This is a genomic window from Phenylobacterium composti DSM 19425 (assembly GCF_059568645.1).
Genome location: NZ_JCANTT010000017.1, coordinates 204,517 through 215,390 on the forward strand (window position 1 = coordinate 204,517; position 10,874 = coordinate 215,390).

14 protein-coding genes and 1 riboswitch are annotated in these 10,874 nt (G+C 70.1%); of the genes, 9 read left to right on the plus strand and 5 right to left on the minus strand.

Annotation, left to right across the window (positions count from 1 at the left end; genetic code table 11):
* The first annotated feature begins 152 nt into the window (after positions 1 to 152).
* Positions 153 to 761, plus strand: a complete 609-nt coding sequence (locus BO64_RS13700; protein WP_496403856.1) for an LOG family protein — start codon at positions 153 to 155, stop codon at positions 759 to 761.
* On the opposite strand, the gene BO64_RS13705 is transcribed toward BO64_RS13700, so the two are convergent.
* Positions 748 to 1,695, minus strand: coding sequence for a LysR substrate-binding domain-containing protein (locus BO64_RS13705; protein WP_496403857.1), 948 nt, complete (start codon positions 1,693 to 1,695; stop codon positions 748 to 750). The genes BO64_RS13700 and BO64_RS13705 overlap by 14 nt on opposite strands.
* A 98-nt stretch (positions 1,696 to 1,793) precedes the next feature.
* Here BO64_RS13705 and BO64_RS13710 point away from each other — a divergent pair, with 98 nt between their 5' ends.
* Entirely contained in the window at positions 1,794 to 1,937 is a 144-nt protein-coding gene (locus tag BO64_RS13710; RefSeq protein ID WP_496403858.1) for a hypothetical protein, read from the plus strand.
* Positions 1,938 to 1,963: 26 nt separating this feature from the next.
* Here BO64_RS13710 and BO64_RS13715 read toward each other — a convergent pair whose 3' ends face one another.
* The 3 genes from BO64_RS13715 to fliX form a co-directional block, all read right to left on the minus strand.
* Positions 1,964 to 4,009 carry an NAD(+) synthase gene (locus BO64_RS13715; RefSeq protein ID WP_496403859.1) on the minus strand — a complete coding sequence of 682 codons (2,046 nt, stop codon included), beginning with the start codon at positions 4,007 to 4,009 and terminating at the stop codon, positions 1,964 to 1,966.
* A gap of 143 nt (positions 4,010 to 4,152) precedes the next feature.
* Positions 4,153 to 4,581, minus strand: coding sequence for an RNA polymerase-binding protein DksA (dksA, locus tag BO64_RS13720; RefSeq protein WP_496403860.1), 429 nt, complete (start codon positions 4,579 to 4,581; stop codon positions 4,153 to 4,155).
* Between the two features lie 91 nt (positions 4,582 to 4,672).
* Positions 4,673 to 5,107: a flagellar assembly regulator FliX gene (gene fliX, locus BO64_RS13725; protein WP_496403861.1), complete on the minus strand. Its 435-nt coding sequence runs from the start codon at positions 5,105 to 5,107 to the stop codon at positions 4,673 to 4,675.
* A 200-nt stretch (positions 5,108 to 5,307) separates the two neighbouring features.
* Between fliX and BO64_RS13730 the strand changes: the two genes are divergently transcribed.
* The 5 genes from BO64_RS13730 to BO64_RS13750 all read left to right on the plus strand — a co-directional run bounded on the left by BO64_RS13730 (position 5,308) and on the right by BO64_RS13750 (position 8,329).
* On the plus strand, positions 5,308 to 6,420 hold the full coding sequence (locus BO64_RS13730) for a flagellar basal body P-ring protein FlgI (protein WP_496403862.1): 1,113 nt from the start codon (positions 5,308 to 5,310) through the stop codon (positions 6,418 to 6,420).
* Entirely contained in the window at positions 6,420 to 6,725 is a 306-nt protein-coding gene (locus BO64_RS13735) for a rod-binding protein (protein ID WP_496403863.1), read from the plus strand. Before BO64_RS13730 ends, BO64_RS13735 begins: the two co-directional genes overlap by 1 nt.
* Positions 6,725 to 7,168, plus strand: a complete 444-nt coding sequence (locus tag BO64_RS13740; protein WP_496403864.1) for a flagellar basal body protein — start codon at positions 6,725 to 6,727, stop codon at positions 7,166 to 7,168. Before BO64_RS13735 ends, BO64_RS13740 begins: the two co-directional genes overlap by 1 nt.
* A gap of 80 nt (positions 7,169 to 7,248) precedes the next feature.
* A riboswitch (FMN riboswitch) is annotated at positions 7,249 to 7,424 on the plus strand.
* Positions 7,425 to 7,505: 81 nt separating this feature from the next.
* Complete coding sequence (locus tag BO64_RS13745; protein WP_496403865.1) at positions 7,506 to 8,027, plus strand: 6,7-dimethyl-8-ribityllumazine synthase; 522 nt, start codon at positions 7,506 to 7,508, stop codon at positions 8,025 to 8,027.
* Positions 8,027 to 8,329 carry a DUF1330 domain-containing protein gene (locus BO64_RS13750; protein ID WP_496403866.1) on the plus strand — a complete coding sequence of 101 codons (303 nt, stop codon included), beginning with the start codon at positions 8,027 to 8,029 and terminating at the stop codon, positions 8,327 to 8,329. The genes BO64_RS13745 and BO64_RS13750 overlap by 1 nt, the downstream gene beginning before the upstream one ends.
* A gap of 25 nt (positions 8,330 to 8,354) precedes the next feature.
* Here BO64_RS13750 and BO64_RS13755 read toward each other — a convergent pair whose 3' ends face one another.
* Positions 8,355 to 9,947: an ABC-F family ATP-binding cassette domain-containing protein gene (locus BO64_RS13755; RefSeq protein ID WP_496403867.1), complete on the minus strand. Its 1,593-nt coding sequence runs from the start codon at positions 9,945 to 9,947 to the stop codon at positions 8,355 to 8,357.
* 255 nt (positions 9,948 to 10,202) lie between these two features.
* On the opposite strand from BO64_RS13755, the gene BO64_RS13760 reads away from it, so the two are divergent.
* A complete protein-coding gene (locus tag BO64_RS13760; protein ID WP_496403868.1) occupies positions 10,203 to 10,544 on the plus strand; it encodes a hypothetical protein in 342 nt (113 codons plus the stop codon).
* 78 nt (positions 10,545 to 10,622) lie between these two features.
* Positions 10,623 to 10,874, plus strand: a 252-nt coding sequence (locus tag BO64_RS13765) for a transposase (RefSeq protein WP_496403869.1), incomplete at its 3' end; no start/stop codon positions are given.

Sequence of the window (10,874 nt, forward strand, 5' to 3'; positions counted from 1 at the left end):
CAAGGCGCTTAGGCCTCGCCCGCGGGGCGGAACGGCGGAATGCGGAACACGGCTCGCTTGAATCCCTTTACATGAGGCCTAGCTACTTGGGCCTTTGCGGCGCGCAGGCAAGCGCGCTGCGATCCGGCCCCTTTCCTCTGGAGTGATTGTTCATGGGGCGCGACACAGGACGCCTGCACGCCGTTTGCGTCTTCTGCGGCTCCTCGGACGCCGGCGATCCCGCCTATCTGAAGGCCGCCGCGGACCTGGGCCGGGCGCTGGCGGCGGCGAAGCTCAAGCTGGTGTACGGCGGCGGCGGCGTGGGCCTGATGGGGGCTACCGCCCGGGCCGCGCACGAGGCCGGCGGCGAGGTTCTGGGCATCATCCCCGACTTCCTGGTGGGCCGCGAGCGCGCGCTGGAGAGCGTGGAGCATGTGGTCGTCACCTCTATGCATCAGCGCAAGTCGATGATGTTCGAGGAGGCGGACGCCTTCGTCATCCTGCCGGGCGGCATCGGCACCCTCGAGGAGGTGGTGGAACTGCTGTCGTGGCGGCGGCTCGACCTGCATGAGAAGCCCGTGGTGTTCTACAATCCGGACGGCTTCTGGCAGCCGCTGTTCGACCTCTTCCAGCACACGGTGGACGCCAAGCTGACGCCGCCGACGTTCATGGGCGCCTGGCGGGACGTTGCGCGGGTGGAGGACATCATTCCGGCGCTCTATGCCCAGGCCGGCGAACCCATGCCGCCCGCCGAGGAGGCGGAAGTCCTCAAGGTGACCTGATGGGCGGCGCCGGCGGCGCGGCCAGCACCTGCTTCACGTAAGGATCGCGGGCCGCCTCCTCGAGCAGCCATTCCCGGAAGGCGACGATCTTGGCCACCCGGCGTCGGTCGGGCGGATAGACCAGCCAGTAGCTGATGTCGCCGATGTAGATGTCGAAGGGCTGGATCAACCGCCCGGCGGCGAGGTCGCGGCCGAACATGGCGGGCGAGCCGATGGCCACGGCGTCGTTGGCGATGGCCGCGGCCACCTCCAGCGTCTGGGTGTCGGCGGTGATGCGCGGGGCGGCGGGCGTGGCCCCGCCCTCGCCCGTAACCCCGGCGGCGGCGAACCAGGCGTTCCACTCGCCGTCCCAGCCGATGCGCTGGACCTCGAGCAGCTTCTCGGGCCGGGGCGGATCGCCCAGGGCCGCATAGGCGGCCGGGGTGCAGAGCACCGTCTGCATGGCCGGGAACAGCCGCACCGCCTCCACCCCCGGCCAGGGCCCGCGGCCGGCGCGGATGGCCACATCGAAGTCCTCCCGGGCCAGGTCCACCACCCGATTATCGGTGTCGAGCCGGACGGCGATCTTCGGATGGGCGAGCTGGAAGACGCCGAGGCGCGCGGCCAGCCACTGGGTGGCGAAGGTCTGGACGGTGGTGATGGCCAGGATGCCCTCGCCCGTGTCGGAAAGATCGGCCAGGGCCGTGCGGAGGGCGGTCATGGCCTCGGTGGCCGCCCGGGCCAGACGCTCGCCGGCGGGGGTGAGCGACACCTCCCGCGGCTGGCGCACGAACAGGCGGCGGTCCAGCCGCTGCTCCAGGGCCTTCACCTGCCAGCTCACCGCCGCCTGGGTGACGCCGAGCTCCTCGGCGGCGCGGGTGAAGCTGCCCTGGCGGGCCGCGGCCTCGAAGACGCGGATGGCGCTGAGCGGGATGCGAGCGAGGACGTCAGACATAAGGCTGACTTATCTATGCAGCAGGAGCCCCCGTTTGTCGATCACGGGTCTCATCGCCATTTTCCCTTTCAACGCAGGACAGACGACGGGAGACGGAAATGGAAGAGCTGCACAGGATCCATAAGGATGTTCCGTTCGGCTACTGGGCCATGTGGGTGCAGCCGGCCCTGCGCGCCCTGGCCCGCTGGCTCCGCGGCGCGGACGTGCCTGGCGCCTCCGGGCGACTGGGCCGGCAGATGTAGGACAGAGGCGCCGTCCCGGCGGCGGGTCAGGGTACGTTGGCTTCGAGTTCCTCGAGCCAGACCTTAGCCGTGCCGTCCGAGGGCGCGCGCCAGTCCCCGCGGGGGCTGAGATTGCCCCCGGAGATCACCTTGGGGCCGTTGGGCATGGCCGAACGCTTGAACTGGCTGATCTCGAAGAAGCGGAAGAGGAACAGCGACAGCCACTTCTTGATGGTGGCGAGATCGTAGGCGTTGCGTGCCTCCTCGGGGAAGTGCGGCGGCCAGGCGCCCTGCCCCACGTCCTTCCAGGCGTGCCAGGCCATGAAGGCCACCTTGGACGGCGGCAGGCCGTAGCGGGTGATCCAGTAGAGGTTGAAGTCCTGGAGCTCGTAGGGGCCGATCTTGGCCTGAGTGCTCTGGATGGCCCCGGTCTCGTCGGGCGGCACCAGTTCCGGCGAGATCTCGGTGTCCAACACCGAGAGCAGCACCTCGCAGGCGGCGGCGTCGAACTGGCCGGTCTTGGCCACCCAGCGGATCAGGTGCTGGATCAGGGTCTTCGCCACCGAGCCGTTGACGTTGTAGTGGCTCATCTGGTCGCCCACACCGTAGGTGCACCAGCCCAGGGCCAGCTCCGAGAGGTCGCCGGTGCCGAGGACGATGCCGTGGCGCTGGTTGGCCAGGCGGAACAGATAGTCCGTGCGCAGGCCCGCCTGGACGTTCTCGAAGGTCACGTCATAGACCGGCCGCCCCTCGGCGAAGGGATGGCCCATGTCCTTGAGCAGCTGGGTGGCGGCCGGGCGGATGTCGATCTCCTCGCCGGTGACGCCGAGGGCCCGCATCAGTTTCCAGGCGTTGGACTTGGTCCCCTCGCTGGTGGCGAAGCCGGGCATGGTGAAGCCGAGGATGTCCGACCGCGGCTTGTCCAGGAGGTCGAACGCCTTGGCCGCGACGATCAGGGCATGGGTGGAGTCCAGGCCGCCCGAGACGCCGATGACGATGTGCTGCGACTTCGTGGATTGCAGCCTTTTTACAAGGCCTTGCACCTGGATATTGAACGCCTCGTAGCAGTCCTGATCGAGGCGCGCCGGATCGTCCGGCACGAACGGAAAGCGGTCGACGGCGCGGCGCAGGCCCACGTCGCGGAAGTGCGGCTGGTGCTCGAACCGCACCCGCCGGAAGGCCTGTTCGGGATGGCCGGCGACGATGGCTGCGTCGTTGAAGGTGGGCGAGCGCATCCGCTCCAGCCGCAGCTTCTGGACGTCGATGTCGGCGATGGCCATCTGGCCTTCCGCGGGGAAGCGGTCGGTGCTGGCCAGCTCACGGCCCAGCTCGTGGATCGAGGCTTGGCCGTCCCAGGCCAGGTCCGTGGTGCTCTCCCCCGGCCCCGCCGCGGAATAGAGATAGGCGGCCTGGCAGCGGCTGGACTGGGAGGCGCAAAGCAGCGCCCGCTCGTCGGCCTTCCCGACCACGATGTTCGAGGCCGACAGGTTGCAGAGGATCAGCGCCCCGGCGAGCGCGCCCTGGGTGGACGGCGGGGCCGGAGCCCAGAAGTCCTCGCAGATCTCGGCGTGGAAAACGAAGTCCGGAAGGTCGGCCGCCTCGAACAGCAGATCGGTCCCGAAGGGGACGGTCTGGCCGGCCAGGGTGACCGTGAGGCCCGAAAGGCCATATCCCGGAGCGAACCAGCGCTTCTCGTAATATTCCCGGTAGTTGGGCAGGTAGCTCTTGGGCACGACCCCCAGGATGCGGCCGCGGGCGATGGCCACCGCGCAGTTGTAGAGCCGGCCGTTGCGGGCCACGGGGGCGCCTACCAGCAGCACCGGGGCGAGGTTCTCGCTGGCCGCCACGACGCCAGCGAGTTCGGCCTCCACCCGCTTGAGCAGGGCGTCCTGCAGGAAGAGGTCGTCGATGGCGTAGGCGCTGATCCCCAGCTCGGGGAACAGCATCAGGTCGCAACCGGCGGCGTCGCCCTCCTTCGCCATCCGCAAGGTCTCTGCGGCGTTGAAGCCGGGATCGCCCACGGCGACGCGCGGAGTGCAGGCGGCCACGCGGACGAAGCCGTGGGCATGGATGGCGTAGAACGACGACGTCACGGCGGCTCCGATCCCGGCGCAGGGGAAATGCTCACTTTGAGCATATATAGCGTCGCCGAGGACCGGGGGCAAAGCGCCCCCCGCCCCGGCCGGATCAGAACGCGGCAGACAGCAAAACGGCCCCGCAAAGGGGGCCGCCTTGATCAATCGTCGCGGTGAACCCGCTCGCGCCGCTCGTGACGTTCCTGGGCTTCGAGGCTGAGGGTCGCGATCGGCCGGGCCTCGAGGCGGGCGACGCCGATCGGCTCGCCGGTCTCTTCGCAGTAGCCGTAGGAGCCGTCCTCGATCCGCCGCAGAGCCTCGTCGATCTTGGAGATCAGCTTGCGCTGGCGATCTCGCGTCCGAAGCTCAAGGGCCCGATCAGTCTCCGACGAGGCGCGGTCGGCCAGGTCGGGATGATTTTCAGTTTCACTCTGGAGGTGGGACAGCGTCTCGCGAGATTCGCGGAGAATGTCCTCCTTCCACTTCAAGAGCTTCTGCTTGAAATACTCAAGCTGGCGCTCGTTCATGAATTCCTCGTCCTCGGAAGGACGGTATTCAGGACCTTCAGCCAGAAGTTCGGCTGTCTTCATGAAAACCTCACGCCCCCTGGACGCCCTGACACACGCGCGGGGTGTATAGCAAATCGAACAGCGGTTTCAACGTGTGGACGCGACCAGCGGTTCAAGCGGCGCGACGAGCATTCTCAAGCTTGGCGAGCTCCACCTGGGCGCGAAGCTCGATCTCGTCGAGCACGCCCTCGAGCCTGGGGTCGTCGGTGGCCAGCCGCTCCTCGCGGATGGCGTGCTGCAGGCGCTCAAGATCGGCCGCGGAGAGCTCGCCGCCCAGCAGGGCGATCTTCACCCCGTCCAGGACGTCCAGGATCCGCCCGGCCCGGCGCACCGAACGGCGGCGGCGCTCCAGCGGGCCGCCTACGTCCTGAAGGGCCAGCAGGGCCTCAACGCCCATGAGGGCCGAGACGCCGCCGACGGCGGCCGGCTTGTCGGCGCCCGCGGCCGGCGCAGGACCGGCGAGGCGGAAACCCTCGCCGCTGTTGCGCGCCCCGGCCTTGCCGGCACCCGTCGTGGCGGAAACGCCGCCCGCGCCGCTGACCTTCATTCTGCTGTAGCCACCCCGTCCCGAACCACGCCGGAAGCTTCACCGGCCAAACTTGCAGCATGGTTAACAGGCGGCAATTCCTGCCGGGAAAAAGGCGCCGCATTAACCATGACAAACGCTGTTTTCATTGGGTTTCCCAGCGCATCGCGACTGGCACGCTCCTCGCAGGAGCGCGAGCGAAGCAGCTTCAGTGAGCGCCCATGCGTCCGGTCCGTCTACTCGCCGCCCTCCTCCTCGCCGCGCCCCTGGCGCTGGCGCCCCTGGCCCCGGCGATGGCCAAGTCCCGCATCAAGGACATCGTCGAGTTCGAGGGCGTGCGCGAGAACATGCTCGTGGGCTACGGCATCGTCGTTGGCCTGAACGGCACGGGCGACGCTCTGCGGAACGCCCCGTTCACCAAGCAGAGCCTGGAGGCCATGCTGGAGCGCCTGGGGGTCAACACCCGCGACGCCCAGCTGAACACCAAGAACGTGGCGGCGGTGATGGTGACCGCCAAGCTGCCGCCCTTCGCCGCCCCCGGCTCGCAGATCGACGTCAGCGTCTCGGCCCTGGGCGACGCCAAGAGCCTGCAGGGCGGCTCGCTGCTGGTGACCCCGCTGCTGGGCGCGGACGGCCGCGCCTATGCGGTGGCGCAAGGCACCGTGCAAACCGGGGCGATCAGCGCCACGGGAGCCTCGGGCTCGTCGGTGTCCAAAGGAGTGCCCACGGCCGGGCGCATCGCCGGCGGCGCGACGGTGGAGGCCGAGAGCGGCTTCCAGCTCGCCAACATGGGCCAGATGCGGCTGACCCTGCGCAATCCCGACTTCACTACGGCCCGGCGCATCGCCGACGCCGTCAACGCCCGCTTCCCGGGCACGGCGGTGGCCGAGAACCCCACCATCGTGACCCTGCGCCCGCAGGGGACCGATCTGATCTCCTTCATGGCCCAGGTGGAGAACCTGGCCGTGGAGCCCGACGCCCCGGCCAAGGTGGTGATCGACGAAGTGGCCGGCGTGATCGTCATGGGCGAGAACGTCCGCGTCTCCACCGTGGCCATCCAGCAGGGCAACCTGACCATCACGGTGCGCGAGCAGCCGGCGGTGAGCCAGCCCGCGCCCTTCGCCCGCACGGGCCAGACGGCGGTGGTGCCGCAGACCGACATCTCGGTGGACGAAGAGCGCGGCCGGCAGTTCCTGACCGTCAGCTCGGGCGCCTCGCTGTCGAGCTTGGTGGCGGGCCTGAACGCGCTGGGGGTCACGCCCCGGGACATGATCTCCATCCTGCAGACCATCCGCGCGGCGGGCGCCCTGCAGGCCGAAATCGAGGTGATGTGATGGCCGATCTCGTCGCCTCCCCGGCCCTGCTCTCGCCCGTGACGACGCCGACCACAGCGGAGCTGGCGCGCCGGACGAAGATCCGCGAGGCCGCCGAACAGTTCGAGGCCCAGTTCCTGTCGGCCATGCTGCAGCCGATGTTCGAGGGGACCGATCCCGAGGGCCCGTTTGGCGGGGGCGTGGGCGAAACCATGTTCCGCTCGGTGATGACCGAGGCCATCGGCAAGCAGATGGTGAAGGCCGGGGGCATCGGCCTCGCCGACTCCGTCCAGCGGGAAATCCTCAAGCTCCAGGGGCTCCAGTAATGGCCATCGCCGCCACAGACCCTACGGACCGCGTCGAGCAGCTGATCCTGCTCACCGAGCGGCTCACCGAACTGGTGGCCGAGCAGGCCCAGGCCTTCGAGCAGCGCCGGCCGCAGGACGCGGCCGCGAAGATGGAGGAGACGGGGCGCCTGGCGAACCTTTACCGCCACGAGTCCACCCGCGTGCGGGCCGACCCCAGCCTGGTGGCCGGCGCCCCGGCCCCGCTTCGCACCCGCCTGGTGCGCGCCACCGAGGCCTTCGACGCCGTGCTGGCGCGGCAGGGCCGGGCGATCGAAGCCTCGCGCACGGTCACGGAAGGCCTGGTTCGGGCCATCGCCGACGAGGTGGCCCGCAACCGCTCCAAAGGCGTCGCCTATGGCGCCAACGGCGTGGCCTCCACCACCGGAACGGCCACGGCGATCACCCTCAACCGCCGGGCCTGACTGGCGCCTGTCGCGGCCGCTTGTTTGCCGCTGGGGAAAGCCCGCTAGCCTGACACCGCCGTCCGGATTCCCCGGGCGGCCTACGTTCTCAGGGCGGGGTGAAACTCCCCACCGGCGGTAATGCCCTCCAAGGCCTCGGCGGCGGAGAGACGAGCCCGCGGGCGCCCTGCCTCGCTCCGCCACGAGCCAGGCAGGGGACGAGCAGACCCGGTGCGATCCCGGGGCCGACGGTCATAGTCCGGTTATGAGAACGGCCTCAGACTGCAGGCGGACTCCGCCTGCGCCCGTGGCCTGTCCCTGAGTCGTGGTCCCTTCAGACCCGGTCAGGGAGAAGACCATGACCCAAGTTGCTTTCCTCCAAGCCGCCCCGGCGATCCAGGAATACCGCACCGCCAACGGCGCCTTCCGCGCCGCCAAGATCGCCTTCGTGCATGCCCTGTGGCACGTCGACATCGTGCGCGAGGCCCACGCCGGCTTCGTAGAGGAGATGGCCCGCCTCGGGGTGCCCGAGAACGCCATCGACCGCTTCGAGACGCCCGGGGCGTTCGAGATTCCCCTGCACGCCCAGGCCCTGGCCCGCACCGGCCGCTACGCCGCCATCGTCGCCGCCGGTTTCGTGGTGGACGGCGGCATCTATCGCCACGAGTTCGTGGCCGAGACAGTGATCCGGGCGCTGATGCGCGTACAGCTGGACACCGAAACCCCGGTGTTCTCGGTGGTGCTGACGCCGCACCACTTCCATGAGCACGACCAGCATCGCCGCTTCTTCCACGCCCATTTCCGGGTGAAGGGCGCCGAGGCCGCCCAGGCTTGCCACGGCACGCTGCAGAGCCTCGCCCGCATCGCGGAGGCCGTGTGATGAGCTGCTATGTCGTGGCTCGCGTGGCCATCCATGACCGCGAACCCTATGGCCGCTACGCGGCGGCCTTCCTGCCGGTGCTGCGGCAATACGGCGGACGGCTGCTGGTCTCGGAGGAGACGCCCGAGGCGCTGGAGGGCGAATGGGACGGCCGCAAGCTGGTCCTGATCGGCTTCGACAGCCGGGAGGCGGCCCTGACCTGGGCCAATTCCCCCGAGTACCGGAAGATTTCCGAGGACCGCATCGCCGGCTCGGACGCCATCGTGCTGCTGGCCGAGGGGGTTCCGGTCCCGGCGCGGTAGCGGGCGCGGCGGCCGCTTCCGCCCCTCAGGCGGAGGCGGCCAGCCGGACCTCCCGATCGATGCCTATGGCGGCGAGGAAGTCGGCGTCGTGGCTGACCACCAGGAGTGCGCCGTCATAGCCCCTGAGGGCGGCCTCGACGGCGCCAATGCTGTCGAGGTCGAGGTGATTGGTGGGCTCGTCGAGGATGAGCAGGCCGGGCCGCGTATCGCCGAACAGCACACACGCCAGGCCCGCCCGCAGGCGCTCGCCGCCGCTGAGGGCCGACACCGGCTTGTCGGCGGCGGTGTTGCGGAACAGGAACCGGGCGAGCGCAGCCCGGGCGGCGTTGGGGCTCGCCCGCGGGTTCAAGCGCAGGAAGGCGTCCACCAGCCCACCCTCGGCGCCCAGAAGCGCGGTCTGCTGGTCGAGGAAGGCCGGGGCGACGCCACGGACGATGCGGCCCGAGGCGGGCTCCAGCTCTCCAGCGGCGAGCCGCAGGACGGTGGTCTTGCCGGTCCCGTTGGGGCCTGTGAGGGCGACACGCTCCGGCCCGGTGAGACGCAGGGACAGGCCGCACACCACGGGCGGGGCGTCGGGATAGGCGAAGGTCACGTCCTCCAGGGCGAGGACCGTCCGCTCAGCGGCCAGGTCGGTGGGCGGCAATTCGAAGGCCAGGCGCCTCACGCGCTCCACCCGGGCCTCGGCCTCGGCAAGCTCCTCGGCCGCCTCGGCCTTCAGCCGGTCGGCCAGGACCTGCCCTCGCCCGGCGCTCTCCTCGGCGCGGCGTTTGAGCCCGCCGGCGACGATCCTCGGCATGGAGCCGGAGCGCCCCAGGCGCTTGCCGACGCTGTCGCGGCGCGCCTTGCGCTCCGCGGCGACCTGGACCTCGCGGGCGATGCGGGCGTTTTCCTTTCGGGCGTCGGCCAGGGCCCGGCCCGCCGCCGCCTCGGCCTCGGCCTTGCGTTCGACATAGAGGTCGTAGCCGCCGCCATAGACCTGGGCCCCGACGCCGGTGAGTTCGACGATGCGGTCCATCCGGCGCAGTAGGGCCCGGTCGTGGCTGACCACGATGGCGCCGCCCTTCCAGCGCCCCAGCGTCTCGGCCACCAGGGCCCGGGCCTCGACGTCGAGGTTGTTGGTGGGCTCGTCGAGAATCAGGAGGTCGGGGTCGGCGGCGATCAGGCCGGCCAGCGCCGCCCGGGTGGCCTGGCCGCCACTGAGCGAGGCGGCCGGACGGTGGAGGTCGAGGCGCCCCAGGCCCACTCCGGCCAAGGCCTCGGCGAGGCGTGTCGCCAAGGTCCAGTCGGCCTCGGCGAAATCCTGTTCGGTCCCCTCGCCCGCCTCGATCCGTCGAAGGCGGGCCAGGGCCTCGGAGACGCCCAGGAGGTCGCCGACGCTGGCGCCCGGCGGCGCCTGAAGCGTCTGTCGCAGCACCCCGAGGCGGCCGCTGACGCTCACCGTCCCGGCACTGGGAGACAGCTCGCCCAGAATCAGGCGCAGGAGGCTCGTCTTGCCGACGCCATTGCGTCCGACGAGGCCGGTGCGCTCGGCGCCGAAGGCCAGGGTCAGCTTGTCGAGGAGGACACGCCCGTCAGGGGCGACGAAGCTCAGGGAATCGAGGGTTACGAAGGCAGGCATGGACGACCGTGGGCGCGTGGACGGGGCGGGCGGAGCGGGTGTCCGTCGTCAGGCGCATGGGGTCGGCTCCTTCGTTGAGCTCCTGATCTGGGGTCGCGGGCGCAGAACGCAAGCTCGCGGCCGCTGCTACGCGGCGCGCATCGACCGGGCGTAGCAGCGGCCCGCGCATCTTACGAAGGCGTGACGCCGGACGCGCAACCATCCTCGGGGCAGGCGGGTTTGCCCCTCCGACACGACGGATGGAGAGACGAAACCTTGCATAGATCGCTGAAGCTGGCGGGGGTGATGATTGTCCTGGGCGCGCCTGCGCCCGTCCTGGCCCAGACGCCAGGGACCGCCGGCCTCGCGGCCGTCGCCTCGAGCCAAGCGGCTTCCGGCCAGATGACGGCGCGGACCCCGGCCCGGATCAGGTCCGCTGGCTTCGCCGCTCGGCAAACTACGGCCGCCACCCGCGCAGCCCCCCGACGCCTGGACCTGACCGTGCGCGGCGACGACCGCCTGCGCGAGGACGTGGAACTGTCGCAGAAGGACGCCTGGACTGACGACGAAGGCTTTCAGTTTCGGGCCGCACGGTTCGGCTACACCCGCCGCTTCTGATCCGCCCTAGGTTCTGAACTCATAAAGCTTGCTGGCTGGGGCGACGCTTGATTCAAGGCTTCCGAAAGGAGCCTTGAAATGGCGCGCTACGATCTGAGCGAGACGGAGTGGCGGCTGATCGATCCGCTTTTGCCGAACAAGCCGCGCGGGGGGGCCCGGGGGGACGATCGGCGGGGGATCAACGGGATCTTCTATGTGTTGCGGACGGGCTCGCCGTGGCGCGACCTGCCGAGCCGGTACGGGCCGCACACCACGGTCTACAACCGCTACAACAGGTGGGCGAAGGCTGGCGTCTGGCTGAGGATCTTCGAGGCGCTGGCGGCGAAGTCG

What these genes read in the sequence shown, in the direction of transcription:
- BO64_RS13710 (WP_496403858.1), top strand. Translation starts at nt 1,794, where the DNA reads ATGGAAGAGCTGCACAGGATCCATAAGGATGTTCCGTTCGGCTACTGG.
- fliX (WP_496403861.1), bottom strand. Translation starts at nt 5,107, where the DNA reads ATGAAGGTCAGCGGCGCGGGCGGCGTTTCCGCCACGACGGGTGCCGGC.
- dksA (WP_496403860.1), bottom strand. Translation starts at nt 4,581, where the DNA reads ATGAAGACAGCCGAACTTCTGGCTGAAGGTCCTGAATACCGTCCTTCC.
- BO64_RS13745 (WP_496403865.1), top strand. Translation starts at nt 7,506, where the DNA reads ATGACCCAAGTTGCTTTCCTCCAAGCCGCCCCGGCGATCCAGGAATAC.
- BO64_RS13705 (WP_496403857.1), bottom strand. Translation starts at nt 1,695, where the DNA reads ATGTCTGACGTCCTCGCTCGCATCCCGCTCAGCGCCATCCGCGTCTTC.
- BO64_RS13750 (WP_496403866.1), top strand. Translation starts at nt 8,027, where the DNA reads ATGAGCTGCTATGTCGTGGCTCGCGTGGCCATCCATGACCGCGAACCC.
- BO64_RS13755 (WP_496403867.1), bottom strand. Translation starts at nt 9,947, where the DNA reads ATGCCTGCCTTCGTAACCCTCGATTCCCTGAGCTTCGTCGCCCCTGAC.
- BO64_RS13700 (WP_496403856.1), top strand. Translation starts at nt 153, where the DNA reads ATGGGGCGCGACACAGGACGCCTGCACGCCGTTTGCGTCTTCTGCGGC.
- BO64_RS13740 (WP_496403864.1), top strand. Translation starts at nt 6,725, where the DNA reads ATGGCCATCGCCGCCACAGACCCTACGGACCGCGTCGAGCAGCTGATC.
- BO64_RS13730 (WP_496403862.1), top strand. Translation starts at nt 5,308, where the DNA reads ATGCGTCCGGTCCGTCTACTCGCCGCCCTCCTCCTCGCCGCGCCCCTG.
- BO64_RS13735 (WP_496403863.1), top strand. Translation starts at nt 6,420, where the DNA reads ATGGCCGATCTCGTCGCCTCCCCGGCCCTGCTCTCGCCCGTGACGACG.